Origin of the sequence: Streptomyces sp. NRRL F-5755, assembly GCF_001279365.1 — a bacterium.
In the GTDB taxonomy this organism is placed as follows: Bacteria; Actinomycetota; Actinomycetes; order Streptomycetales; family Streptomycetaceae; genus Streptomyces; species Streptomyces rimosus.
Map to the genome: position 1 here is coordinate 1 of NZ_LGCW01000047.1, position 25,892 is coordinate 25,892.

At 72.3% G+C, this 25,892-nt stretch carries 22 protein-coding genes and 1 pseudogene; 16 read left to right on the forward strand and 7 right to left on the reverse strand.

What is annotated here, in order from left to right; translation table 11 throughout:
- Positions 1-183 precede the first annotated feature (183 nt).
- From ADK86_RS07725 to ADK86_RS07755, 7 genes and pseudogenes are all read left to right on the forward strand, one after another.
- Positions 184-3,182: pseudogene (locus ADK86_RS07725) on the forward strand (glycoside hydrolase family 2 TIM barrel-domain containing protein).
- Positions 3,183-3,292: 110 nt separating this feature from the next.
- Positions 3,293-4,171, forward strand: a complete 879-nt coding sequence (locus ADK86_RS07730; protein WP_053695916.1) for a YceI family protein — start codon at positions 3,293-3,295, stop codon at positions 4,169-4,171.
- Between the two features lie 29 nt (positions 4,172-4,200).
- The gene (gene mmuM / locus ADK86_RS07735; protein WP_053695917.1) at positions 4,201-5,124 is read left to right on the forward strand and encodes a homocysteine S-methyltransferase; all 924 of its coding nucleotides are present in this window, start codon (positions 4,201-4,203) and stop codon (positions 5,122-5,124) included.
- 176 nt (positions 5,125-5,300) lie between these two features.
- Positions 5,301-6,098, forward strand: a complete 798-nt coding sequence (locus ADK86_RS07740; RefSeq protein WP_030587718.1) for a basic amino acid ABC transporter substrate-binding protein — start codon at positions 5,301-5,303, stop codon at positions 6,096-6,098.
- Between the two features lie 29 nt (positions 6,099-6,127).
- Entirely contained in the window at positions 6,128-6,913 is a 786-nt protein-coding gene (locus ADK86_RS07745; RefSeq protein WP_030587716.1) for an amino acid ABC transporter permease, read from the forward strand.
- A complete protein-coding gene (locus ADK86_RS07750) occupies positions 6,910-7,743 on the forward strand; it encodes an amino acid ABC transporter ATP-binding protein (protein ID WP_030587713.1) in 834 nt (277 codons plus the stop codon). Before ADK86_RS07745 ends, ADK86_RS07750 begins: the two co-directional genes overlap by 4 nt.
- A gap of 71 nt (positions 7,744-7,814) precedes the next feature.
- Positions 7,815-8,780, forward strand: a complete 966-nt coding sequence (locus ADK86_RS07755) for an acetylxylan esterase (RefSeq protein ID WP_053695918.1) — start codon at positions 7,815-7,817, stop codon at positions 8,778-8,780.
- Positions 8,781-8,801: 21 nt separating this feature from the next.
- Here ADK86_RS07755 and xylA read toward each other — a convergent pair whose 3' ends face one another.
- Complete coding sequence (gene xylA / locus ADK86_RS07760; RefSeq protein WP_053695919.1) at positions 8,802-9,965, reverse strand: xylose isomerase; 1,164 nt, start codon at positions 9,963-9,965, stop codon at positions 8,802-8,804.
- 154 nt (positions 9,966-10,119) lie between these two features.
- Here xylA and xylB point away from each other — a divergent pair, with 154 nt between their 5' ends.
- The 5 genes from xylB (at position 10,120) to ADK86_RS07785 (ending at position 16,790) form a co-directional block, all read left to right on the forward strand.
- The gene (gene xylB, locus ADK86_RS07765; RefSeq protein ID WP_053695920.1) at positions 10,120-11,568 is read left to right on the forward strand and encodes a xylulokinase; all 1,449 of its coding nucleotides are present in this window, start codon (positions 10,120-10,122) and stop codon (positions 11,566-11,568) included.
- Positions 11,569-11,768: 200 nt separating this feature from the next.
- Positions 11,769-12,071: a hypothetical protein gene (locus ADK86_RS07770; RefSeq protein WP_159393809.1), complete on the forward strand. Its 303-nt coding sequence runs from the start codon at positions 11,769-11,771 to the stop codon at positions 12,069-12,071.
- A gap of 134 nt (positions 12,072-12,205) precedes the next feature.
- Entirely contained in the window at positions 12,206-13,483 is a 1,278-nt protein-coding gene (locus tag ADK86_RS07775) for an ROK family transcriptional regulator (protein ID WP_053695922.1), read from the forward strand.
- Between the two features lie 259 nt (positions 13,484-13,742).
- Positions 13,743-15,152, forward strand: coding sequence for a family 2B encapsulin nanocompartment shell protein (locus tag ADK86_RS07780; RefSeq protein ID WP_053695923.1), 1,410 nt, complete (start codon positions 13,743-13,745; stop codon positions 15,150-15,152).
- A gap of 219 nt (positions 15,153-15,371) precedes the next feature.
- Complete coding sequence (locus tag ADK86_RS07785) at positions 15,372-16,790, forward strand: family 2B encapsulin nanocompartment shell protein (protein ID WP_053695924.1); 1,419 nt, start codon at positions 15,372-15,374, stop codon at positions 16,788-16,790.
- An 87-nt stretch (positions 16,791-16,877) separates the two neighbouring features.
- On the opposite strand, the gene ADK86_RS07790 is transcribed toward ADK86_RS07785, so the two are convergent.
- On the reverse strand, positions 16,878-17,426 hold the full coding sequence (locus ADK86_RS07790; protein WP_053695925.1) for a helix-turn-helix domain-containing protein: 549 nt from the start codon (positions 17,424-17,426) through the stop codon (positions 16,878-16,880).
- Positions 17,427-17,508: 82 nt separating this feature from the next.
- On the opposite strand from ADK86_RS07790, the gene ADK86_RS07795 reads away from it, so the two are divergent.
- The 3 genes from ADK86_RS07795 to ADK86_RS07805 all read left to right on the forward strand — a co-directional run bounded on the left by ADK86_RS07795 (position 17,509) and on the right by ADK86_RS07805 (position 21,087).
- Entirely contained in the window at positions 17,509-18,441 is a 933-nt protein-coding gene (locus tag ADK86_RS07795; protein WP_053695926.1) for an alpha/beta hydrolase, read from the forward strand.
- Positions 18,442-19,010: 569 nt separating this feature from the next.
- Positions 19,011-19,553, forward strand: coding sequence for a hypothetical protein (locus tag ADK86_RS07800; RefSeq protein ID WP_003982494.1), 543 nt, complete (start codon positions 19,011-19,013; stop codon positions 19,551-19,553).
- Positions 19,554-19,848: 295 nt separating this feature from the next.
- On the forward strand, positions 19,849-21,087 hold the full coding sequence (locus tag ADK86_RS07805) for a phosphodiester glycosidase family protein (RefSeq protein ID WP_053695927.1): 1,239 nt from the start codon (positions 19,849-19,851) through the stop codon (positions 21,085-21,087).
- A gap of 14 nt (positions 21,088-21,101) precedes the next feature.
- On the opposite strand, the gene ADK86_RS07810 is transcribed toward ADK86_RS07805, so the two are convergent.
- Positions 21,102-21,296 carry a hypothetical protein gene (locus ADK86_RS07810; RefSeq protein ID WP_030370182.1) on the reverse strand — a complete coding sequence of 65 codons (195 nt, stop codon included), beginning with the start codon at positions 21,294-21,296 and terminating at the stop codon, positions 21,102-21,104.
- Positions 21,297-21,569: 273 nt separating this feature from the next.
- Between ADK86_RS07810 and ADK86_RS07815 the strand changes: the two genes are divergently transcribed.
- Positions 21,570-22,340 (forward strand): YwiC-like family protein, encoded by a 771-nt coding sequence (locus tag ADK86_RS07815; RefSeq protein WP_053695928.1) that lies wholly within the window; start codon positions 21,570-21,572, stop codon positions 22,338-22,340.
- Here the strand turns inward: ADK86_RS07815 and ADK86_RS07820 are convergent.
- From ADK86_RS07820 to ADK86_RS07835, 4 genes are read right to left on the reverse strand one after another with little or no spacing between them, the layout of a single operon-like run.
- A complete protein-coding gene (locus tag ADK86_RS07820) occupies positions 22,309-23,172 on the reverse strand; it encodes an ABC transporter ATP-binding protein (RefSeq protein ID WP_053695929.1) in 864 nt (287 codons plus the stop codon). The two genes, ADK86_RS07815 and ADK86_RS07820, sit on opposite strands and share 32 nt — an antisense overlap.
- On the reverse strand, positions 23,165-24,004 hold the full coding sequence (locus tag ADK86_RS07825) for an ABC transporter permease (protein ID WP_234345760.1): 840 nt from the start codon (positions 24,002-24,004) through the stop codon (positions 23,165-23,167). Before ADK86_RS07825 ends, ADK86_RS07820 begins: the two co-directional genes overlap by 8 nt.
- Positions 24,001-24,777, reverse strand: a complete 777-nt coding sequence (locus ADK86_RS07830; RefSeq protein WP_053695930.1) for an ABC transporter permease — start codon at positions 24,775-24,777, stop codon at positions 24,001-24,003. Before ADK86_RS07830 ends, ADK86_RS07825 begins: the two co-directional genes overlap by 4 nt.
- A 29-nt stretch (positions 24,778-24,806) precedes the next feature.
- The gene (locus ADK86_RS07835; RefSeq protein WP_234345761.1) at positions 24,807-25,769 is read right to left on the reverse strand and encodes an ABC transporter substrate-binding protein; all 963 of its coding nucleotides are present in this window, start codon (positions 25,767-25,769) and stop codon (positions 24,807-24,809) included.
- Positions 25,770-25,892: the final 123 nt, after the last annotated feature.

The following is a 25,892-nucleotide window of genomic DNA, read 5'->3' on the forward strand; positions in this document are numbered from 1 at the left end:
CCCCCGAACTCATTCCGCCGCCCCCCATCAGCCGGGAACGAATACGGGCGCACAGGACAATGTACGACTCTGCGCGAACACTTCACCGGTCAATCATTCGTATGTGGTCGCGGCGTGCCGTCGCGCGTGGTTCGCTGGCGTGATCCCCCACGCCCCTGCCGTGTCCCGCAGCGAGGAGGACCCTTGCCCCTGCCCGACGCCGAGCACGCCGGCCCCCGCTCCGCTTCCGACGCCGAGCACCCCGTATCCGGATCAGCGCACCCCCTCCCCTACTACGAGGACCCGTCCCCCGGCAGCGGCTGCCGCCCGCCGCGCGCCTGGTATGCCCGCTCGGACGCGCGGCGGATGTCGCTGCACGGGGCGTGGCGCTTCCGGCTCTCGCCCACCGCCCGCGGCGCGGACAGCTCCTTCGCCCGGCCGGACTTCGACGACGCGGACTGGGACGGCCTGCGCGTACCGGGCCACTGGGTGCTCGCGGGCCACGGCGCGCCCATTTACACCAACACCCGCTACCCGTTCCCCGTCGACCCGCCGCACCTGCCCGACGAGAACCCGACCGGAGACCACCGGCACACCTTCGATCTCCCCGCCGGGTGGGAACCGGGGCCCGCGCTGCTGCGTTTCGAAGGTGTGGAGTCCTGCGCCAGGGTGTGGCTCAACGGACAGGAGGTGGGGCACTTCAAGGGCAGTCGGTTACCGCACGAGTTCGAGGTCGGACACCTGCTGCGGGCGCGCCGCAACGTCCTCGCGGTCCGCGTCCACCAGTGGTCCTCGGGCAGCTATCTGGAGGACCAGGACCAGTGGTGGCTGCCCGGCGTCTTCCGTGAGGTGACGCTGCATCACCGGCCCGCGGGCGCGGTCGTGGACCACTTCGTGCACGCCTCGTACGACCACCGCACCGGCCTGGGCACTCTGCGGGTGGAGTGCGACCCGGCGGGCCGCGTGACGGTCGCGGAACTCGGGCTGGACCTGGCGACCGGGCAGAGCGCGACGGTACCGGTGACGCCGTGGACGGCCGAGACGCCGCGGCTGTACGACGCCGAGCTGCGCACGCCCGGCGAGCGCGTACCGCTGCGCGTCGGCTTCCGTACCGTACGCGTCCAGGACGGCCTGCTGACGGTCAACGGCCGCCGTGTCCTCTTCCGCGGCGTCAACCGGCATGAATTCGACCCGCGTTACGGGCGCGCGCTCGGCCCCGAGGCGATGCGCCGCGATCTTCTGCTGATGAAGCAGCACAACGTCAACGCGGTCCGTACGAGCCACTATCCGCCGCACCCCGCCTTCCTGGACCTGTGCGACGAGCTGGGCCTGTGGGTGGTCGAGGAGTGTGATCTGGAGACGCACGGTTTCGGGGTTTCGGGCAGCAGGGGTGGCGGGGCAATCCGGTCGACGACGACGCGTGGACGCCGGCGCTGCTGGACCGCGCGCGCCGCATGGTCGAGCGGGACAAGAACCACCCCAGCGTGATCATGTGGTCGCTGGGCAACGAGTGCGGCACCGGCCGCGGCCTGTCCGCCATGGCCGCCTGGATGCGCGAGCGCGACCCCTCCCGCCCGCTGCACTACGAGGGCGACCCGTCCTGCGCCGACACCGACGTCTACTCCCGGATGTACGCGGACCACGCCGAGGTCGCCCGGATCGGCCGCCGCGAGGAGGAGCCGCTCGCCGATCCGGCCGCCGATGCCCGGCGCCGCCAACTGCCCTTCCTCTTGTGCGAGTACGCGCATGCGATGGGCAACGGGCCGGGCGGGCTGAGCGAGTACCAGCGGCTGTTCGAGACGTACGAGCGCTGCCAGGGCGGCTTCGTGTGGGAGTGGATCGATCATGGGCTCCGCGAGCGCACCCCGTACGGCGAGACGTTTTTCGCGTACGGGGGCGACTTCGGCGAGGAGATGCACGACGGCAACTTCGTCTGCGACGGGCTGGTCCTCCCCGACCGGGTGCCGTCGCCGGGACTGGCCGAGTTCAAGAAGGTGGTCGAGCCGGTGCGGATCGGCGCGGTGGGCGGGGAAGCCGGTGCGAGGCTGCCGCGCGCGGTGCGGATCGGCAATCTGCATGACTTCGCCGACCTCTCCCACCTGGCCTTCCGCTGGTCCTACGAGGCCGAGGGCGAGGTGCTGGCCGAGGGCCCGCTGACCGTGCCGCCGCTGGCGCCCGGCGCGTCCGCCGAGGTGACGCTGCCGCCCGAGCCCGCCGGCCGGCGCGACCGCGAAGCCCTGTGGACCGTACGGGCGTTACTGGCCGCCGACACCCCATGGGCCGCGGCGGGCCACGAGGTCGCCTGGGGACAGCTGCCCGCCGCACCGGCCACGCCGCGGCCGGTGCCGCGCTCGGCGGGCGCGCGACCGCGGCACGGCGAGGGCAATCTCATCCTCCTCGGCCCGGGCGCCTTCGACGCCACCACCGGCGTGCTCCGCTACCTCGACGGCGTGCAGCTGGAGGGCCCCCGGCTGGACGTGTGGCGCGCGCCGACCGACAACGACGAGGGTGCGCCCTGGCAGCCGGGACCGCGCCCCGCCGAGCAGTGGCGCCGCATCGGACTGCACCGCATGCGGCACCGGGTGGCAGCGGTCGAGTGCGGGCGCGACACGCTGACGGTACGCACCCGGGTGGCACCGGCCGGCTCCGGGCTGGCCCTGGACGCGGACTACCGGTGGAGCGCGGACGGCGGGCGGCTGCGGCTGGAGGTGTCGGTTCGGCCGTACGGGGACTGGCCCTGCCCGCTGCCCCGGCTCGGCGTCCGGATGGGGCTCTGCGGCAGCCTGATGACGGCGCGGTGGTACGGCGGCGGCCCCGGCGAGGCGTACCCGGACACCAGGGCGGCGGCGCGGACCGGGCTGTGGAGCATGCCGGTGGACGCCTTGCAGACGCCGTACGTGCGTCCGCAGGAGAACGGGGCGCGGATCGGCACGCGGTGGGTGGAGCTGACCCGCAGCGACGGCTCGGGGCTGCGGGCCGAGGGCGACCCGGAGTTCTGGTTCACCGCGCGCCGCTGGACGAGCGAGCAGCTGGACGCGGCCCGGCACACCACCGGCCTGACGCCGGGCGACCGGGTCTGGCTCCATCTCGACCATGCCCAGCACGGCATCGGCAGCCTGTCGTGCGGCCCCGGGGTGCTGCCGGAGTACGCGCTGACGGTGGCGCCGGCCCGGTTCGTCCTCGTGCTGCGGACAGTGCGATGAATTTCACGTTTCAGCGGGTATTGACAGGTGTTGTCCTCAGCGGTCTAAACCAATGACAGGATGGAGATGCACCTTTTTCGACACAACTGACCGAGAGGCCCCGTCCTGCCATGGCGCTCGCCATCCTCACCCGCCTTCGTGACCGCTCCGCCCGCAGTGCCCCCGCACCGGCCCCGATCCCGCGCGGCGCCGGTGCGCTGGACCTGAGCGTCCAGGACCCCGTCGGGCTGCCGATGGCCGGGGCGGGCATATCGGTGCGCAACGCCGAGGGCACCGAGGTCACCCGCGGCCAGACGGACCCCAACGGCATGTTCACCGCCACGCTCGCGCCCGCCGCGTACCACGTGGTGGTCACCTGCGACGGCTTCCGTCCCGAGCGGTTCGACAGCGTGGTCGCCGCGGGCGAGCGGACCGCGCCCCGGGCGCTGGAACTGGAACCGGCCCCGGTGCCGTCGCTGCCCACCCCGGGGCAGTGGCGGCTGGATCCCGACCACTCGTCCATCCGCTTCACCGCCCGGCACATCGGGCTGGCCGAGATCCACGGCCGCTTCAACCACTTCGAGGGCGGCCTGTGGATCGCGCCGGACATGCGGGACTCGCGGGTGGAGGTGACCATCGACGCGGCGAGCATCGACTCGGGCGTCAAGATGCGCGACGACCACCTGCGCTCGGCCGAGTTCCTGGACGTGGCGCGCTATCCGTACCTCCAGTTCGCCGGGGAGCGGTTCGTGCACAAGGGCGGCTCCCGGTGGGCCGTGCAGGGTGTGCTGCACCTGCACGGTGTGAGCCGGTCGGTGCAGCTGGACACCCGCTACCTGGGCATCGGCACCGGCATCGGCGGCGAGACGCGGACGGCGTGCACCGCGGTGACCGAGCTGCACCGCGAGGACTTCACGCTCGACTGGCGCAAGATGCTCGCCCGGGGCATCGCGGCCATCGGTGCCACGATCCGCGTCGAGCTGGACATCCAGGCCGTACCGGCGGAGTGAGCCGGGCCGGGGGTGAGAGGCTGGGCGGCATGAGCACCGCTGCCGCCCCTTCGTTCACCGACGCCCTCGCCGCGGGCCCGCTCGTCCTGGACGGCGGGCTCTCCAACCAGCTGGAGTCCGCCGGGCACGACCTGAGTGACGCCCTGTGGTCGGCGCGGCTGCTGGCCGAGGACCCGGCCGCTGTGGTCGCGGCGCACCGCACGTACTACGAAGCCGGAGCGCAGGTGGCGATCACCGCCAGCTATCAGGCGACCTTCGAGGGCTTCGCCGCGCGCGGCATCGGGGCGGCGGAGGCCGCCGAGCTGCTGCGCCGCAGCGTGGAGCTGGCGCGTGAGGCAGCGCGGCAGGCGACGGCGGCCGGCGCTGCGGGGCCCCTGTACGTCGCCGCGTCGGCCGGTCCGTACGGCGCGATGCTCGCCGACGGTTCCGAATACCGGGGGCGCTACGGACTTACGGTGGCCGAATTGGAGCGCTTCCATAGGCCGCGCCTGGAGGTGCTGGCAGCCGCCGGGCCCGATGTGCTGGCACTGGAAACCGTGCCGGACGCGGACGAAGCGCGCGCTCTGCTGCGGGCGGTGCGCGGGCTAGGCGTACCAGCCTGGCTGTCCTTCAGCGCGGCCGGGGAACACACTCGCGCCGGGCAGCCACTGGCGGATGCCTTCGCGCTCGCCTCAGGCGTCCCTGAGGTGGTCGCGGTAGGCGTGAACTGCTGCACGCCTGAGGATGCGGACCGGGCTGTGGCCTTGGCGGCCCGCGCGTCCGGCAAGCCCGTCGTCGTCTATCCGAACAGCGGCGAGAGCTGGGACGCGCAGGCGCGCGCCTGGTGCGGCACGCCCGCCTTCAGCGCGGACCGTGTGGCGTCCTGGACCGCCGCGGGGGCCCGGCTCGTCGGCGGCTGCTGCCGGGTGGGACCGGACGCGGTGGCCGCGCTGGCCCGGCAACTGGCGGGCTGATCCAGGGGCCGTACGGCCCCGTACGCGCCCCCGAGCGGCGGCGGGTCGTTACCCGGTCGCAACACCGGCGGCGGCGACAGCGGCCCTGGCCGGTGGCAGGATGCAGCCAACTCACCTCCGACCGGTAGGTGTTGGCCGCATCCTGATCCGGAGGACCTGTGTCCGTTCGCGCATCGATGTCCGCCACGGCCGCGCTCGTCGCGGCCACCGCCCTCCTCGCCGCGGGGTGCACGAGCACCAAAGCCCCGGCGAACTCCGGCGGGAAGTCGGCCTCCGGCATCCAGCTCGTCTCCCCCGGCACCCTCAAGACCTGCACCCATCTGCCGTACGCGCCGTTCCAGGTGAAGAAGGGCGGCAAGATCGTCGGCTTCGACGTGGACCTGGTCGACCTGGTCGCCAAGGAACTGAAGGTGCCGCAGGAGATCGTCAACACGCCCTTCGAAGGCATCGAGACCGGCCAGGACTTCAACATCCGCAAGTGCGACCTGGCCGCCGCCGGCATGACGATCACCGACAAGCGCAAGAAGGTGATGGACTTCTCCGACCCGTACTTCGAGGCCACCCAGGCGCTGATCACCAAGAAGGGCAAGCCCTACAAGAAGGTCGAGGACCTCAAGGGCAAGAAGCTGGGCTACCAGAAGGCGACCACCGGAGCCGAGTACGCCAAGAAGCACGGGCAGGGCGTCGACCTGGTGGAGTTCGAGGACCTGGGGCTGCTGCTGACCGCCGTGAAGACGGGGCAGGTGGACGCGGGCATCAACGACAACGGGGTGCTGTTCGACTATGTCAAGCAGAACCCGGACACCGCGGTGGCGGCCGAGTTCCACACCGGTGAGCACTACGGGATCGGTGTGCGCAAGGGTGACGACGCGCTGCGCAAGAAGATCAACGAAGTGCTCAAGAAGGCGCGCTCGGACGGCAGTTACGACAAGATCTACAAGAAGTGGTTCGGTACCGCGCCCCAGCAGGGCTGACCGCAGCCAGGATGAGGAGCCGCACACCGATGCCCCTGTCCCGACGCAAGCGGGCCCGCCTCTTCCGGGGCGTCCAGTACGCCGTGCTGGCCGCCGCCGTGCTCGTGTTCGCCCTGGTCGCCGACTGGGGGACGCTGCGCCACGCGTTCTTCGACCTCGGGGTCGCCAAGGCGCTGTTCCCCGACATCATCACGACCGCGCTGGTCAACACCGTCAAGTACACCCTGCTCGGCTTCGGGTTCGGGCTGGGGCTCGGGCTGGTGCTGGCGCTGATGCGGCTCTCGCAGGTCCCGCCGTACCGCTGGCTCGCCATCGTCTACATCGAGTTCTTCCGCGGGGTGCCGGCGCTGCTGGTGTTCATCGCGCTGGGCTTCGGCGTACCGCTCGCCTTCGAGGTCGCGCTCGACATGAACATCACCGTGATGCTGTCGCTCGGCCTGGTCGGCGCCGCGTACATGGCGGAGACGATCCGGGCCGGCATCCAGGCCGTGCCCAAAGGGCAGACCGAGGCGGCCCGTTCGCTGGGGATGTCATCGGGCCGCGCGATGCGGTCGATCGTCATCCCGCAGGCGTTCCGTATCGTGCTGCCACCGCTCACCAACGAACTGATCCTGCTCACCAAGGATTCCTCGCTGGTCTATCTGCTGGGCCTGTCGCTCGGCCAGTTCGAGCTGGCCAACTTCGGGCGGGACGCCCTGAACGAACACAAGAGCCTGACGCCGATCCTCATCGCCGGCCTGCTCTACCTCGTCATCACCCTCCCCCTGGGCCACCTGGTCCGGCGGCTGGAGGCCCGTACCGCGAAGGCCAGGTGACCGTCGTGCACACCGACCAGCAGCCGGTGACGGCACGCCGGGCGATCGAGGTCGAGGGGCTGCACAAGTCCTTCGGCGCGCTGGAGGTCCTCAAGGGCATCGACTTCTCGGTGGAACGGGGTGAGGTGGTGTGCGTCATCGGCCCGTCCGGGTCGGGCAAGTCGACGCTGCTGCGCTGCGTGAACCTGCTGGAGGAGCCGACCGCGGGCCGGGTCACCGTGGCGGGCACCGAGGTCACCGACCCGGATGTGGACATCGACCGGGTCCGCCGCCGTATCGGAATGGTCTTCCAGTCCTTCAACCTCTTCCCGCACCTGACCGCCCTGGAGAATCTGACCATCGCGCAGCGCCGGGTGCTGCGCCGTGACCGGGCGGCGGCCGAACGGGTCGCCCGCGCCAACCTCGAACGGGTGGGTTTGAGCGACAAGGAGTCCGCCTATCCGGCACAGCTCTCGGGCGGCCAGCAGCAGCGGGTGGCCATCGCCCGCGCCCTGTCCATGGAACCGGAGCTGATGCTCTTCGACGAGCCGACCTCGGCGCTCGACCCGGAGCTGGTCGGCGATGTGCTGGCGGTGATGCGCGGGCTCGCGCAGGAGGGCATGACGATGCTGGTCGTCACGCACGAGATGAGCTTCGCGCGGGAGGTCGCGGACCGGGTGGTGTTCATGGACGGCGGGGTCATCGTCGAGCAGGGCGTGCCGGAGCGGGTGATCGCCGATCCGCAGCACGAGCGGACCCGGACGTTCCTGGCCCGGGTGCTCGATCCGGCGGCCGCCGGGATCATCGAGGTGGCGGAGGCGGAGCCACCGCCCGGGGAGCAGCAGCCGTGACCGTCTGATGCGGACCGGGCGGGGCCGGGCGGCTCCCCTCCCGCCGCCCGCTCCCGACCTGGAGGCACCGCTTGTTCGTCGACCTGTCCCTGGACCAGCTGCGCGCCTACCGGCCCCCGCTGCCCGAGCCCGACGGCTTCGACGCGTTCTGGCGGCGCACGCTGGACGAGGCCGCCGCGTACGACCTCGACACGCGCTTCACGGGGATCGACGCGGGTCTGTCCCAGCTGCACACCTGCGACGTGGAGTTCTCGGGCTTCGGCGGACACCGCGTCAAAGGCTGGTTCCTGATACCGCGCGCGGCGGACGGGCCGCTGCCGTGCGTCGTGCAGTACCTCGGGTACGGCGGCGGCCGCATGCACCCGCACGACTGGCTGCTGTGGCCGGCTGCGGGCTACGCCACGCTGGTCATGGACACCCGGGGCCAGAGCGGCCCGAACCGCCCCGGCGACACGCCCGACCCGGTCGCCGCCGCCAATCCGGGCGTGCCCGGCAAGCTGACGCAGGGGCTGCTCGACCCCGACGGCTACTACTACCGCCGCGTCTACACCGACGGTGTACAGGCCGTGGCGGCGGCACGCGGGCACCCGGCGGTGGACGCCACGCGGATCGTGGTGGCGGGCGGCAGCCAGGGCGGCGCCATCGCGCTGGCCGTGGCCGGGCTGGTGCCGGGCCTCGCGGGCGCGCTGATCGACGTACCGTTCCTGACCCACATCCGGCGCGCCGTCGAGATCACCGACGAGGGCCCGTACGGCGAGCTGACCCGCTATCTCGCGGGCGCCCGGACCGAGGTGGACACCGCCCTGCACACGCTCGACCACTTCGACGGCCTGAACTTCGCGGTGCGCGCGAGCGCCCCCGCCCTCTTCGGGACCGCCCTGCGCGACCCGGTCACGCCCGCCTCCACCGGCTTCGCCGCGTACCACCACTACGCAGGCCCGAAGGAGCTGCGGACGTGGCGGTTCAACGGGCACGAGGGCGGGGGCGGGCACCAGCGGGCGGAGGAGATCCGCTTCGTGCGGGAGCTGATGGGCTGACCGGGCGCGGACCGAGGGCGGTCAGCGCGCCCGCAGCAGATGGTCCATCGCGAGCTGGTCGAGCCGCTCGAAGGCCATCCCGCGGGCGGCGGCCGCTTCCGCGTCGAAGGACTCGTACGCCGTACGGTCCGCGAGCAGGGCGGCGAGCCCGTCCTCGACGGTGGGCCGGGCCAGCTCGTCCAGCCGGGACGCGCGCAGCGCCCCCTGGACGGCCGGGTCCGCGCGGAAGGCCGCGGCGCGCTCCTTGAGGATCAGATAGGTGCGCATGCATCCGGCCGCCGAGTCCCACACGCCGTCCGGGTCCTCGGTGCGCGGCGGCTTGAAGTCGAAGTGCCGCGGGCCGTCGTAGCCCGCCGTCTCCAGCAGGTCCACCAGCCAGAACGCGGCCCGCAGGTCACCGGCGCCGAAGCGCAGGTCCTGGTCGTACTTGATGCCGGACTGCCCGTTCAGGTCGATGTGGAAGAGCTTGCCCGCCCACAGGGCCTGCGCGATGCCGTGCGGGACGTTCAGCCCGGCCATCTGCTCGTGGCCGACCTCCGGGTTGACGCCGAACAGCTCCGGCCGTTCCAGCCGCTCGATGAACGCGAGGGCGTGGCCGACGGTGGGCAGCAGGATGTCGCCGCGCGGCTCGTTGGGCTTCGGTTCGATGGCGAACCGCAGGTCGTAACCCTGTTCGACGACATACTGGCCGAGCAGGTCGAACGCCTCCTTCATCCGGTCCAGGGCCGCGCGCACGTCCTTGGCCGCGCCGGACTCCGCACCCTCGCGCCCGCCCCACGCCACATACGTACGGGCGCCCAGCTCGGCCGCCAGGTCGATGTTCCGCAGGGTCTTGCGCAGCGCGTAGCGCCGTACGCCGCGGTCGTTGGCGGTGAAGGCGCCGTCCTTGAAGACCGGATGGGTGAAGAGGTTGGTCGTCGCCATCGGGACGGTCAGCCCGGTGGCGTCCAGCGCCTGGCGGAAGCGCTTGACGGCAGCCTCTCGGGCGATGTCGCCGGACCCGAAGGGGATCAGGTCGTCGTCGTGGAAGGTGACACCGTACGCGCCCAGGTCCGCCAGCCGGTGGACGGTCTCGACCGGGTCGAGCGGGCGGCGGGTGGCGTCCCCGAACGGGTCGCGGCCCTGCCAGCCGACCGTCCACAGGCCGAAGCTGAACTTGTCCTCGGGCACGGGCTGGTAGCTCATCGTGGCTCCCTCGGCCGATCCACCAATTCGTCATGGCGCTTTACAAATTGCGGCGGGCCCAAACTAATATGCGGCAGCACGCCGGGAAAGCCCTTCGACGGGCGTGCTGCCCGGCGACCGGCGAGGCCGCCCCGCGGTCCGGAGGGAGCACGCGATGGGCACACAGGCAGCGGGACCGCTGGTCGTCGGCGTGGACAGTTCCACCCAGTCCGCCAAGGCGCTCGTGGTGGACGCCGCGACGGGCGAGGTCGTCGCCCGCGGGCAGGCTCCGCATGTGGTCGGCGGCGGTACGGGGCCCGGCGGCGCGGGCAAGGAGAGCGATCCCGAGCAGTGGTGGCAGGCGCTCGGCGAGGCGCTGCGCCAGTGCGGTGACGCCGCGCGGCAGGCAGCGGCCGTCTCCGTCGCGGGACAGCAGCACGGCCTGGTCACCCTCGACGCTTCGGGGCGGCCGGTGCGTCCGGCGCTGCTGTGGAACGACGTACGGTCGGCGCCCCAGCAGCGGCGCCTGCTGGAGGAATTCGGCGGGCCGCAGGCATGGGCGCGGCGGGTGGGCAGTGTGCCGCAGCCCGCGTTCACCGTGACCAAGTGGGCCTGGCTGCGCGAGACCGAACCCGCGGCGGCCGACGCGACGGCCGCGGTACGGCTGCCGCACGACTACCTCACCGAGCGTCTGACGGGCGAGGCGGTCACCGACCGCGGCGACGCGTCCGGTACGGGCTGGTGGTCACCGGCCGACGAAACGTACGACGAAGAGATCCTGCGGCACGTCGGCCTGGACCCGAAGACGCTGCCGCGGGTGGCGCGTCCCGGCGAGGCGGCGGGCACCGTACGGAGCCGTGAACTTCCGCTACCGCAGGGCGCGTTGGTCGCCGCGGGCACCGGCGACAACATGGCGGCGGCACTGGGGCTCGGACTGCGCCCCGGCCGGCCCGTCCTGAGCCTGGGCACCTCGGGCACGGTCTACGCGGTGTCCGACCGGCGTCCGCCCGGCGATCCGACGGGCACCGTCGCCGGGTTCGCCGACGCACGCGGCGACTGGCTGCCGCTGGCCTGCACCCTGAACTGCACGCTGGCCGTGGACCGGGTCGCCGCCCTGTTCGGGCTGGGGCGGGAGGACGTGGAGCCCGGCGGGTCGGTGGTGATGCTGCCCTTCCTGGACGGCGAGCGCACGCCCGCTCTACCGCACGCGTCCGGGCTGCTGCACGGCCTGCGGCACGACACGACACGCGGGCAGGTACTCCAAGCGGCCTACGACGGGGCGGCCTTCGCACTGCTCCAGGCGCTGGACCGGATCGTGGGCGAGGAGCTGCCCGCCGATGTGCCGCTGCTGCTGATCGGCGGCGGAGCGCGCGGCCGGGCCTGGCGGGACACCGTACGCCGGCTTTCGGGGCGGCCCGTGGTGGTGCCCGAGGCCGCCGAACTGGTCGCCCTCGGCGCGGCGGCGCAGGCCGCGGGACTGCTGCTGGGCGAGGACCCGGCGGCGGTGGCGCGGCGCTGGGGGACGGCGCGCGGTACCGAGTACGCGGCGGTTCCGTGCGACACGGCGGCGCGGGAGCGGCTGGCGGAAACGCTCTCTGCGGGTGGGCCGCTGCTGGGAGCGTGACGGGGACGGTGACCGCGCGCTGTGAGCGGAACGGTGATCCGCCCGCTGCCGGGATGTAAGGGGAACACGGTTCCGCCCGCTGCCGAAAGGCGACCGGCGCCGGTTCGCGCCCCGGGAACGGTGGCCGGAAATCCGGATCCGGAGAACGGATTCGGACGCTGCCGTACCGCCGGCGCGGGAGTTGTGATGGGGTGCCGGGCATGAGCATCTTTGTTCGTGCCCGGTTCGATGTCCGCGACCGCCGGCAGGACGGCATCGAGCGGAGTGCCACCGCGCTGCACGAGGCGGCCGGACCGGAACCGGTGAGCCCGACCTACCGCTGGTTCACCCTGCCCGAGCCCGGCGCCTACCTGGTACTGGAGGAGTACGCCGACCCGGCGGCGCCCGGGGCGGTCCCGGAGAGCTGCACCGGGCTGCTGACGAGCCTGGGGCGGTGTGCGGACATGGCGTTCGCCGAGATGTACGGGGCGCTGGGGCCGGGGCGGCCGGACGTGGGCTGCTGACGGTCGGCGGCCGTTCCGTACCCGTATACGCCACGCACACCCGACGAGCCCGGGAGAGCACCGACCCGCATGATCACCACGCCCGTCCCGCCCAGACCGTCCACATCACCCGCCCCGTCCGCAACAGGCGCCCCGTGACCGCTCCCGGCGCCGACACACAGCACGGCATCCGCCGCCGTAACCTGGCGCGGGTTTTGGAGGCCGTGGCCGCCGACGGGCCTGTGTCGCGGGCAGGTGTCGCGGCGCGGGTCGGGCTGACCCGGGCGGCCGTCGGCACGCTGGTCGACGCCCTGCTGCGGGCCGGTCTGCTGGTCGAGACGGGGCCGGCGGCGACCGGCGGACGCGGGCGGCCGGGCAGCGAACTGGCCGTCAGCGACACCGGGCCCGCGGGCATCGGCGCCGAGATCGGCGTGGGCCACTTGTCGGTGTGTGCCGTCGATCTGCGCGGGCGGATACGGGCCCGGGTGGCGGCCGAGGCGGCCGACCGGGGCAGCGAGCCGGGCCCCGTACTGCGCCGTCTGGCCGGGATGATCACGGAGGTCACGGACCGGATCGCGGCACTGGGGCTGCGGCCCGCCGGGCTGACGGTCGCGGTCCCGGGGCTGGTGGCGCGCGGCACGACGACCGTGGTGCACGCTCCCAACCTCGGCTGGCGCAACGTCGATCCGGCTCCGGCGCTCCGTGCTCTTACCGCCGTGCCCGAGCCGCTCGCCGTCGAGAACGAGGCCAACCTCGGCGCGCTGGCCGAGCTGCGGCTCGGCGGCGGGCCGGACGGCGGAGGGGCACCGCCACCCGACTTCCTCCATGTCTCGGCGGAGGTGGGAATCGGCGCCGCGGTCGTCGTGGACGGTCAACTGCTGCGCGGGGTTCGGGGATTCGCGGGCGAGCTGGGGCACGTGCCGGTGTATCCCGGCGGGCGGCCGTGCGGCTGCGGGGCGCGGGGGTGTCTGGAGCAGTACGCGGGAGAAGCGGCCGTACTACGGGCGGCCGGTCTCGACCCGGGGCGTGCGGCGGCCGGCCACCCCGGTCCGCGGGCGCGCGTCGAACTCCTCGCCCATCGCGCCGCCGCCGGGGACCGCGCCACCTCGGCCGCCCTGCGGGACGCGGGGACGGCGCTCGGGATCGCGCTCGCGGGGGCCGTGCATCTGCTCGACCCGGAGGCGGTGCTGCTCGGCGGGGCGCTGGCGCGGCTGGCGCCCTGGCTCCTGCCGTCGCTGGAGCGGGAGCTGACGGCCCGTACAGCCCTCGCGCCGTACGCGGGGAGCGTGCCGCGGATACGGGTGGCCGCCGCCCGCCGCGGAGCCGACGGGCCGCTGCTCGGCGCTGCGCACGCCGCCCTGCGCGCCGTTCTCGACGATCCGCTGGGCCGGTCCTGGACACCCGCCGTTTCCCGGCAGCTCTCCGGCGAATAACCCGGTCCGTCACCTCGACGGCTTTCCCGGCCCTGGTCCGCCGGTCCGCGGCCGGAATCACCCCGGCACACTTTCCAGTAACTGATTCCACTAAACCTGTCCATCTCCCTTATTTTTCATGCCACTCGTTCGAGTGATTGCCCCGATTAAAACGACACGCCTATGTTCAGTGCGACGAGCGGCACGGACCTCGTCTCGCGAACGGCCGTGGCTCCGGCCGCCGTCCTCTTCCCGACCTTCCAAGATTGGTGGCGCAGCCGTGACGGTTACGGACGAGACAATTCCCGGCCCCGAGGGCGAAACACAGAATTCCAGCCTCACGACGGCGGCGGCCCGCAATCTGGCCACGACCACCAAGACCGTGCCGCAGATGCAGGGCGTCACCTCGCGCTGGCTGCTGCGGCTGCTGCCCTGGGTGCAGGTCTCCGGCGGCACGTACCGCGTCAACCGGCGGCTGACGTATACGGTCGGCGACGGCCGCGTGGACTTCGCCGTCTCCGGCACCGATGTAACGATCATCCCCGACGAACTGCGCGAACTGCCCGCGCTGCGCGACTTCACCGACAGCGCGGTGCTCGGCGCGCTCGGCGAGCGCTTCGTCCAGCGCGAGTACGCGCCCGGCGACGCGATCGCCACCGCCGGCACGCCCGCCGACCGCCTGGTGCTGATCGCGCACGGCCGGGTCGACCGGATCGGCGCCGGGAAATACGGCGACGAAACGGTCCTGGGAGCGCTCGCCGGTGGCGACCACCTCGGCGACAAGCCGCTCACCGACACCGCCGCTTCGTGGGAGTACACCTACCGCGCGGTGACCCGGGTGACCGTCATGGAGCTGCCCCGGCAGGCCGCACAGGAGGTCACGGACCGCTCGCAGGAGCTGCGCGACCACCTCGCGGCGGCCGGCGCGGGCAGCGCTCCGCCGCGCAACGACAGCGGCGAGTCGGCCATCGAGGTCGCCTCCGGCCACCACGGCGAGCCGCGGGTGCCCGGCACCTTCGTCGACTACGAGCTCACACCCCGGGAGTACGAGCTGAGCGTGGCGCAGTCGGTGCTGCGGGCCCACACCCGGGTCGGCGACCTGTACAGCGACCCGATGAACCAGGTCGAGCAGCAGTTGCGGCTGACCATCCAGGCGCTGCGCGAGCGCCAGGAGCACGAGATGGTCAACAACCCCGGGTTCGGGCTGCTGCACAACGCCGACCTGACGCAGCGCGTCCGTACCCGCAGCGGCCCGCCCACCCCCGACGACCTCGACGACCTGCTCGCGACGGTGTGGAAGGACCCGGCCTTCCTGCTGGCCCACCCGAAGGCGATCGCCGCCTTCGGCCGGCAGTGCAGCGCCCGTGGCCTGTATCCGACGGCGGTCGACTTCATGGGGCACTCGCTGCCTTCCTGGCGCGGGGTCCCGATCTTTCCGTGCAACAAGATTCCGGTCGGCGCCGACGGCACCAGTTCGTTCCTGGTGATGCGCACCGGCGAGGAGAAGCAGGGCGTCGTCGGACTGCACCAGACGGGAATCCCGGACGAATACGAACCGGGACTCTCGGTGCGGTTCATGGGCGTCAACGACCAGGCCATCGCCAACTATCTCGTGAGCGCCTACTACTCCGCCGCGATCCTGGTGCCGGACGCGCTGGGAATTCTGGAGGACGTGCAGACCGGCCAGTGAACCACCCCATTCCGGCCATGAGAAACGGTTGAAGAACCGTTTGCCGGAATATGACGCTCCCGCGTCATTCATGGCCGAAATCCCGTCAATGCCGGCGCGATATCCGCGGCCCCGGCGCGCAGTCCCCGCGCGCTCTCCCCGGCCGCGTGCCGCCGGCCGGTCGCGTCCGGCCCGCGGCCCTGACCGTCCCACGACCCACAGGAACAGGTGAAACCCCCCATGACCACATCGGCGGACCCGACGTCCGGACCCGGCGCCACCCCGGACACCGACCAGGCGCGCACCAGCCTGGCGACAGCCGCGGCACGCAATCTGGCCACCACGACCAAGACCGTGCCGCAGATGCAGGGGATCTCCTCCCGCTGGCTGCTGCGCGTGCTGCCGTGGACCCAGGTCTCCGGCGGTACGTACCGCGTCAACCGGCGCCTGACGCACACCCTGGGAGACGGCCGGGTCGAGTTCACCAGCACCGGTTCCGACGTCCGGGTCATCCCCGCGGAGCTGCGGGAGCTGCCGCCGCTGCGCGACTTCGACGATCCGGCGGCGCTGGAGGCGCTGGCCGGTCGGTTCGTGCAGGAGGAGTACGCGCCCGGTGACGTGCTGGTGGAGCAGGGCCGGCCGGCCGACCGGGTCGTCCTGGTCGCGCACGGCAAGCTGAACCGTATCGGCACCGGCAAGTACGGTGACGAAACGGTTCTCGGCGTCCTCGCGGACGGCGACCACCTGGGCGAAACGGCACTGCTGTCCCCGGACGCGGCCTGGGAGCACACGGTCCGCGCGGTCACCCGGGTGACCGTACTGACGCTGCCCCGCACCGCGTACGAACAGAGCGCGGACCACAGCCCCGGCCTGCGCGACCACCTGGAGCGCTACCGCACCGCCCGGATCCCGCCGCAGAACAAACACGGCGAGGCGGCCATCGACGTGACCTCGGGTCACGCTGGCGAACCCGCGCTGCCGGGCACCTTCGTCGACTACGAAGTGGCGCCGCGTGAATACGAACTGAGCGTCGCGCAGACCGTGCTGAAGATCCACACCCGGGTCGCCGACCTCTACAACGACCCGATGAACCAGCTGAACCAGCAGCTGCGGCTGACCATCGAGGCGTTGCGCGAGCGCCAGGAGCACGAGATGGTCAACAACCGCGAGTTCGGCCTGCTGCACAACGCCGACCTCAAGCAGCGCATCCACACCCGCAGCGGCCCGCCCACCCCCGACGACCTGGACGAACTGATCTCGCGGCGCCGCAAGACGCAGTACCTGCTGGCCCACCCGCGCACCATCGCGGCCATCGGCCGCGAGTGGAACGCCCGCGGCATCTACCCCACCACCACGGAGATCGGCGGCACCCCCGTCCGCGCCTGGCGCGGCATCCCGCTGCTCCCCTGCAACAAGATCCCCGTCAACCCCGACCAGACCAGCTCGATCATCGCCATGCGCGTCGGCGAGGAGAACCAGGGCGTCGTCGGCCTGCACCAGACCGGCATCCCCGACGAGTACCAGCCCGGCCTCTCGGTCCGGTTCATGGGCATCAACGACCAGGCGGTCATCAACTACCTGGTGAGCGCCTACTATTCGGCAGCCGTCCTGGTACCGGACGCACTGGGCGTTCTGGAGGACGTGGAGATCGGCCACTAGCCCGCACCACTGAGGTATGCCGCCCGCTGTCCCGGCATTGCGCTGGGGCGGCGGGCGGAGTGCTTCAGTCCCGGCACCGCCCAGGACTCACTGGCCGTCGGCCGCTGCCGGGTCCTCGGCGGGGAAGAGGATGGGGCTGATCAGATAGCGGGTGCGTTCCGGCGAGGGCTCGTTGGCGATCCGCCGCATCAGCGCCGCACGCATCTCCTCGATCAGGGCGGTCAGTTCTTCTCGGCTCAGCCACATGGCGTGCTGGCGATAGCCGACCAGATCGGCGGCCGGGTCGGCGCCGGGCCGGTCGAGGTAGGCGTGGAACTCGGCCAGCAGGGCCGCCATCGCCACCGCGAACACCCGCCGGTGCTCGGTGACTGGTACGGAGGCGGCGGTCTCGGCGTCGACAACCGCCCGTTCACGCCGCAGCCGGTAGCGGCGCTCGACCGCGCCGCGTACCCGCCGTTCGTCCTCGACCTCCAGCAGCCCGGCGTCCGCCAGCACGCCGACCTGCCGGTAGACGGTGGCCTTCGAGGCGTCGGGGAGCAGGGTGCACAGCTGAGAGGTGGTCAGGGCCCGGCCGCCGGACAGGGCGTGCACGATGCGCAGGCGTACGGGGTGCAGGAGCAGGTCGACCGTGTCCATGGGCGTACGCTCTCACAGGTGATACCTTTCTCAAACTTGAGAACGTAGCCGGGCACGCTCCGGCCCCACCAAGGAGAGAACGATGGCCTCCATAACGCCCCCGTTAGGACACCTGCACGACCTCGGCGACGGCCGCCGTCTGCTGCTGCACCGCTCCGGCACCGGCGGCCCGACCGCGGTGTTCCTGGCGGGAGCGGGCATGATGAGCCTGGACTACCTGAACATCCACCGGCGCGTCGCCGAGCGGACCACGGCCGTCCTCTACGACCGCGGCGGCAACGGCTGGAGCTACCCCGCAGAACTGCCCCGCACCGCCGGCGAAGTCACCGAGGAACTGCGCGAACTCCTGCACGCCGCCGGCGTCCCCGGGCCCTACCTGCTGATCGGCCACTCCCTCGGCGGGGCCTACGCGCGCCACTACGCCAGGTGCTTCCCGACCGAGGTCGCCGGGCTGCTCCTGCTCGACCCCTTCCACGAGGACATGGCGGTCCGCGCCCCCCAGCGGGCACGGGAGATGCTCGACGCGATGCTGGACCAGATGGCGGACCAGGTGACGGCCGAGTTCACACCGGAACAGGTGGCGCAGGCCCGCGCCCCGATGCTCGAACACTTCGCCGCCTGGCCGGAGTCGGTACGCGGCCCCCTGGTCGAACAGCACCTCGCCACCTGGCGGGCCGCCGGGCGCGAGAACCAGAACCTGTACGACAAGGTCGCCGACGAACTCCGCACCGCGCCCGCCACTCCCGACCTGCCGCTGATCGTGCTGACGGCCATGGGGCACGACGCCACACAGGCCCGCCTGTGGCCCGCGGAGCTGCTCGGTGAGATCAACGAACTCAAGCGGAGGCTGCACGCCGAGGTGGCCGCCGAATCCCCGCGCGGAGAGCAGCGGGTCCTCGACGACGCGGGGCACGGGTGGCTGCACGAGGAGCGGGCTGACGCGGTGCTTCAGGCTGTCGAGGACCTGATCGTCCGGGCACGTCGAGGCCGGAGGGCCGCTCCGCACGGGAGGTGACGGGGCGCCAGTAGGGGGAGATGAGGCGGAAGACTGCGTTTTCCGGCTCTCTGGGGTGGTGGGTTTACGCCAGGCCCGGTGGGGGCCGGGGTGTACCGGTAGGCGGACAGGGGCCGTCGGGGTGCGTGCGGCGGGGATTCCGGTGTTGTCAGGGCTCGCGGGCGCAGCCGGGAGGGTGCCCGGCGGGGGCCGTTACTCGCTGTCGCGTGTCCGGTGTTGTCGCTGTACGCCCTCTCGGCACATCTGACACACACGTCACAGACGGAGTGGCGTCTCCGCGTCCGGCCTGGGAGTTCACCTTCTCCGGTGGCTGCAACGGCGATGGCCCGGCGGGGCGTTCACCGTCGCTGTGCGTTCGGGGCGGCCCGGGGGTGCAGTGCTTTGCGCGCTTCCGTGAGGGGTGGGCCGCGCGCCGTGGGGGACATTCCGGTCGGCACCCGTATTCGGCCGCTTCGCGCAAATCCAGCCGCCACAACGTCATTTGGGGCATGGCCAGACCTTTTCGGTCGAAAAAACAGGTTCTCCCGGAACCGCCCCAAAGAGCGGATCACGCCTTACGCTCCCTGGTCATGCGCAGAACAACGAGCATCTTCAGCAGGGCCGGCCTCGCCGCCCTCCTCGCCCTCGTCGTCTCCGTTCTCGGCCTGGGCGCCGCGTCCCCCGCGTCCGCCGCCGACACCCCGGCGCTGGCCTTCACCGTCGACAAGACGCAGGCCACGCCCGGCTCGGACGTCACGCTGACCATGACGTTCACCAACACCGGCACCGCCGATGTGCGCTTCGTGTGGCAGTCCTTCCAGCCCACGTGGGAGACCTCTTCGACGAGCGGTCTGAAGTACACCTGGAAGACCTGTACCGCTGACCCCGGCGTGACCTGCAAGGCGGGCGCGGGCGCCACGTACTCCGTGCCGATCGCCCCCGGTGCCACCCGTAAGGTCACCATGACCTACACCATCGGCGCCGACTCCTCCTGCGGCTACCCCGACGTCGCCTTCTACTCGTACATCTACACCGAGTTCGGCGGCGGTCAGCCCGCCAAGGAGGGCACCTTCTTCACCCCCGCCACTCGCGTGATCTGCCCGACCACTCCCCCGGCGGGTGCCCAGGCCTGATCCGGGCCGCACGACTCGCACGACCCGCGCGTTCCGCACGGTCCGGCCCCGCCGCACCGGTGCGGCCCCCCAGACGCGCGCCCCGTCCCCATTCAGCTTCCCGCCCCTCCGGTCCAGGGCCGTGGCCACGCCCCTGGACCGGAGGGGCGGTCGTCGTTCCCGGTGAGAGCGTGCGGCATTCGGGCGACAGGGGCGACACGACGATCGTTCGGTGGTTGTACGGCTTTCTGATACCTGCGGGCCATAGTGGGCGTTCCGCACCCATGGGACCGTTGCCGGAACGTCTGGGGGGATCGTGAAGAATCGATTCGTTCGCACGCGGGCGGTACTGACGGCACTGACGGCATGGGGCGCACTGGCCGGGAGCGGAGTGGCCGCAGGGGCCACCGCCACGGACAGCGGCACCCCGCGCCTGGGGAAGGCGGTCGGCGTCGCGCCAGGGGTGACGTATCGCGCCTTCGACATACTGGTGGGGCGCGGCACCGCGCACGGCCACCTGGTGACGGTGGACCTGACCGACCGCCGGACGACGGTGGACCTGCTGTACCCCGGCGCGGTCGGTGCGCGCTCTCCGGTCTCCCGGCTGGCCGACACGCGGGCGGCAGTGGCCGCCGTCAACGCGGATTTCTTCAACATCACCGAGACCCAGCATCCCGGCGTGGAGGCAACCGGCGCCCCCGTGGGCCCGGCCATCGCCTCCGGGCAGCACCTGAAGGCGGCGGTGCCCGACGGGCAGCGCTTCGGACCTGCGCTGCCGCCCGGCACGAACACCCGCGACGTCATCGGCGTCGGCTATGACCGGCGCGCCCGGCTGGACCGGCTGTCCCTGCGCGGCGCCGTGCTGACCGCCGACGGCGCGCTGCCGCTGAAGGGCCTCAACCAGTACGCGCTGCCGGTGAACGGCATCGGCGCGTTCACCTCCAAGTGGGGCCCCACCTCGCGCGTCCGGGCGACCTGCGGCACGGACACCGACCGGGCGGCGCCGTGCAGTACGGAGACGTACGAGGTCACGGTCACGCGCGGCCGAGTGGCCGGGGTCGCGCAGGTGCCGGGCCGGGGCGGCATCGCCCGCGGTACGACGGCGCTCGTCGGCCGGGAGGAAGGTGCCCGGCAGCTGCGCAAGCTGCACATCGGCGACCGGGTGCGCATCGGCCACCGGCTGACCGCCCGCCGCCCCGGACCGCTGCGCTTCGCCGTCGGCGGCTTCCCCATCGTCCGCGACGCGGAGCCGCTGACCGGCCTGGACACCGTCACCCCGGCCATCCGCACCTCCGCGGGCATCGGCGCGCACGGCCGCCGGCTGCTGCTGCTCGCACTCGACGGCGCGCCGGGCCGGGCGGACATGACCGTACGCGAACTGGCCGACCTGATGGACCGGCTGGGCGCCCGGGACGCGATCAATCTGGACGGCGGCGGCTCCTCCACGCTGGTCACACGCGAGCCGGGCAGCCCGGGCTCGACGGTCCGCAATCACCCCTCGGGCGGCGCGGAGCGGCCGGTGCCGAATGCCATCGGGGTCTTCACGCGAGGGTGACGCCGTGGCGGCGCTCAGGGCCGCACGCTGCTCACCACATCCGCCGCCCCGGACAGCCCGTTCTGGATGTCCGGGGCCAGGCTGCTGCCCGCCAGGTAAAAGCCGAGCAGCATACAGACGAGGGCGTGTGTGAATTTCAGGCGTCCGCTGCGCAGGAAGACGACGGTCAGTACGACGAGCAGCACGACGACCGAGATCGAAATAGCCACGACAAACCTCCTCACCCGCCGCCCGAACGGACGACAACGGGCGCCAGTTTGGCGTATTCGGCGCCTTTCCCCGGGTTTTCACGGGTGCGCCATGCGGGTGATCACTGCGGGTCACCGGGCGGTGGCCCTGCTCTCCGGCCGCATTTCACGTTCCGTACGGGTGGGCGGCGGGGAGAATCACACCCTTCCTGGGTGGCCGACCTTCGATTCCAGGACGTTGGTCCCGGACCTTCGGCGGCCCGGTCCGGGTTGCGCACCCCATATATTCGTGGCATGAGCACATCGCGGGGGCGGCGCGCGCTGCGCCGCTGGATACCGAACCAGCACGGCGCCTGGGCCATGCTGCTCGTTCCCTTCCTGGCAGGCGCCCTGCTGGGCGGGGTCGTCGGCCGGCACGCCCTGCTGTTGCCCGCGTGGCTGCTGGCCTATTGCACGGCGTTCCACGGCCAGCAATACGTCCGGCTGCGCCGCCTTTCCCGTAATCCCCGCGCGCCTCGCCGGCATCTGGCGCCGCTGGCCGGATTCGGGGCGGCATTCGTCCTGTGCGCCGTACCGCTCGCCGTGGCGCATCCCTGGCTGTTGCTCGCCGCATTGTGCGCGGCGCCGTTCTTCGCCGTGAATATCGTGTACGCGTACCGCAACGAGGAACGCGCCACGGTCAACGGAATCGTCGCGGTGGTGCCCGCCTGCGGAATGCTGCTCGTCTCGGACCGGCTGGGCAGCGGCACGGTCGATTCGGGCGCGTGGACGGCCGCCGTGGCCTGTCTGCTGTATTTCACCGGGACCGTGCTCTACGTGAAGACGATGATCCGCGAGCGCGGGAGCGAGGCGTTCCGGGTGGCGTCGGCCATTTACCACGGGCTCGCGGTGGTGGCCGCCGTGTCACTGGACCCGTGGCTGGCGGTCCCGTTCGTGGTGTTCCTGCTGCGGGCCGTGGCGATGCCGGGGCGCGACGTACGGGTGGCGGTGGTCGGTGCCGTCGAGGTGCTGTGTTCGGTGCTGCTGCTGGCCTTCATCGTGTGCGGCCATCTGTTTCCCTGCTGAGGTCCCGCGGCGCGGGCGAAGGCGCCTGCCGCGCCGGGGCGGTCTCCCCCGCCGTCAGGTCCCCCGCAGCCCGCCCCTTGGCGTGCCTGATCTGCGCGTAGACGTGAGCGCGCAGTTCGGTGAAGCGCGGGGCGGAGCGGGTGGTGATCTGGTCGCGGTCGGCCGGCAGGTCGACGGCGAGGTCCTCCTGGACGACAGTGGGCGCCGAGGACAGTACGACCACCCGCCGCCCCAGGTAGACGGCCTCGTCGATGTCGTGGGTGACCAGCAGCGTCGTCACCCCGAGCCGGCGCCACAGGGTGAGCAGCAGGTCCTCCAGCTCGGCGCGGGTCTGCGCGTCCACGGCGGCGAACGGCTCGTCCATCAGGAGCACCTGGGGCTCGTACGCGATGGCGCGGGCGATGGCGACGCGCTGCTGCATACCGCCGGACAGCTGCCACGGGTGGGCCGCCGCGGCGTCGGCCAGGCCGACGGCGGACAGCGCCCCTTCGACCAGTTCGCGGCGGCGCGGCGCGGGGACCTTCTTCTCGCGCAAGGGGAGTTCGACGTTCTTGCGCACCGTCATCCAGGGGAAGAGGCTGCGCCCGTACTCCTGGAAGACGACGGCCATGCCCGGGGGCGGGCCGGTGACGCGGCGGCCCGCGACCCGTACCTCGCCGGCCGTCGGGGACAGCAGCCCGGCGACACACTTGAGCAGGGTCGTCTTGCCGCATCCGGACGGCCCGACGACGCAGACGAGGTCGCCGTCGGCCACCTGAAAATCGATCTTGCGCAGCGCCTCGACCCCGCCGCGCCCTTCGTACGTCTTGCCCAGACCGGTGATCTCAAGCATGCCGCCCCCGCTCCTCGCCGCGCGCCAAGTGCCAGGCCAGTATGCGGCGTTCGGCGGCCCGGAAGGCGAGCGAGAGGCCGAATCCGAGCAGTCCGAGGACGACGATGCCGCTCCACATCTCGGGGATCGCGAAGCCGCGCTGGAAGAGGACGACGGTGTGGCCGATGCCCGAGGTGCTGGCGAACATCTCCCCGATGACCATGAGGATGATGCCGATGGACAGGGCCTGCCGCAGGCCCGCCATGATCTGCGGGCTCGCCGCGGGCAGCACCAGGTGGCGCAGCCGGGCGGGCCCGCGCAGCCCGAAGCAGCGGCCGGTGTCGGCCAGCACCTCGTCCACGGCGCGGACGCCCTCGACGGTGTTCAGCAGCACGGGCCAGACGCAGCCGGAGACGATGACCAGCACCTTCATCGTGGTGTCCAGGCCCGCGAGCAGCATGATCAGGGGGACCAGGACCGGCGGCGGCACGGCGCGGAAGAATTCCAGTACGGGTTCGGCGGCGGCCCGCAGGGTGCGCGAGGAGCCGATGGCCACGCCGAGGCCGACGCCGAGCAGCCCGGCCAGCGCGTAGCCCGTGAGCAGCCGTCCCACGCTGGGCAGCACGTCCTCGGTGATCCGGTCGGAGAACCACACCTCGGTGAAGGCGGTGGCGACCCGGCCGGGCGTCGGCAGGTAGAAGGTGGGCTGGGCCACGCTGTAGGCCCACCAGCCGAGGATCAGCAGGACGGGCAGGCCCAGGACGCGCAGCAGGCGCAGGGCCGTGCGCCTCGGGAGTCCCGTACGCCGCAGCGGGCCCGCGGGCCGCTTTCCTGCCGCGCCCGCCGGGCTCACCGCGCCACCTCGGCCCGTACGGACGGGTGCCAGGCCAGCACCCGGCGCTCCACCGCGCGCACCACCGCGTTCACGGCGACCCCGACCAGCCCGGCCAGCACGATCAGCGCGTACACCTCGGTGACCGCGCCGCCGGACTGGGCGAGCTGGATGCGCAGCCCGAGCCCGGGACTGCCGATGACCAGTTCGGCGGTGACGGCGAGGATGAACGCCACCGCGGCGGCCAGCCGCACGCCCGTCATCACGTACGGCAGGGCCGTCGGCCACACCAGATGGCGCAGGTGGGCCCAGCGGCCGAGGCGATAGCTGCGGGCGGTCTCCCGGGCGACCGGGTCCACGTCGGCCACGCCGTACAGCACCTGGATGAGCACCTGCCAGAAGGAGGCGTAGACCACCAGGAGCAGGGTGGAGCCGGTCTCGGCGCCGAAGAGCAGGGTGGCCAGCGGGATCAGCGCCACGGACGGGATGGGGCGCAGGAACTCGATGGTGGAGGCGGTGGCCGCGCGCAGCCCGGGTACGGCGTCGATGAGCACGCCGAGGGCGACGGCCAGGCAGCAGGCGAGGGCGAGCCCGACGGCCCAGGACCGCAGGGTCTCGCCGAGCGCCGTCCACAGGGCCGCGTCGCCCAGCTCGGTGACCAGGCGGCGCACGATCGCGGTGGCCGGCGGCAGGTGGCGCGGGTCGATCAGGCCGAGCCGGGGCACCGCCTCGGCGACGGCGAAGAGGCACGCCAGGCCCAGCAGCCCGAACCCGGCGGCGCGCGGCGTGCTCATCGGCGCCCCGGCGCGCGCCGTGCGTCGGGTCACGGCAGCAGTGCGCCGACGTCGGCGGGCCGCTTGAGGACGCCGTCCTTGCGGGCCAGGTCGGCGACGGTCTGCACGGAGGCGCGGTTGATCTCGGTGGGCCACTTCGGCAGCACGATGCGGTGGATGACCGCGGGCGGGATCTTGGTGTATTTGCCGAGTTCTGCGCGTACCGCCTCGGGGTGGGTCCGGGCGTAGGCCAAAGCCTGGTTGATGGCGGTCGTGAAGCGCTTGACCAGGCCGGGGTTCTCGCGGAGCAGTTTCTCGCTGGTGAAGTACATGGCGACGGCGAGGTTGTCGACGGCCTCGGCGAAGGGCCAGCACACGGCCCGGGCGCCCTGGTCGACGGTCTGGGTCTGGAACGGCTCCACGGTCCAGACGGCGTCCACCCGGCCGGCGGCGAGCGCGGCGGCCATGTCGGGCAGCGGGATCTCGGTGAAGCGCAGTTTTGCGGGGTCGCCGCCGGCTTTGCGCACCGCGGCCCGGATGGTGGTGTCGCCGATGTTCTGGAGCTGGTTGACGGCGATGTTGTGGCCGGGCAGGTCCCTGGCGGAGCGGATGGAGCTGTCCTTCGGTACGAGGATGGCGCTGTAGTCCTTGCCGGGCCCGGCCTGCCCGGTGGAGGACACCCCGTTGGCCACGGCCTTCAGGGGGAGCCCCTGTTCCCGGGCGGTGAGCAGGGTGGTGGTGTTGCTGAAGCCGAAGTCGAACTGGCCGCTGACGACGCCGGGGGCGCTGTTCGCGCCGCCCTGGACGGGGGTGATCTTCGCCGAGATGCCGTTCTTGGCGAAGAAGCCGTGCGACACCGCGAGGTGGACCGGGGCGGTGTCGACGATGGAGAGCGCGCCGATCTCGATGCTGTCCGGCCCGTCGCCGCCCGACTTGGCACCGTCGTTCCCGCACGCCGTGAGAGAGAGGAGGAGTACTGCTGTCGCCGCCACGGCGGCCCGTAAGCGATACACGCGGGAACCGTAGGGGCGGGCGGGGTCGTCGTCAACGGTGCGGGAACAACAGGACGAATGAGGTCCGGGAACAACCGGACGAACGACGGCACGGCGGACGAGCAGCGGACGGGAGGAACAGGC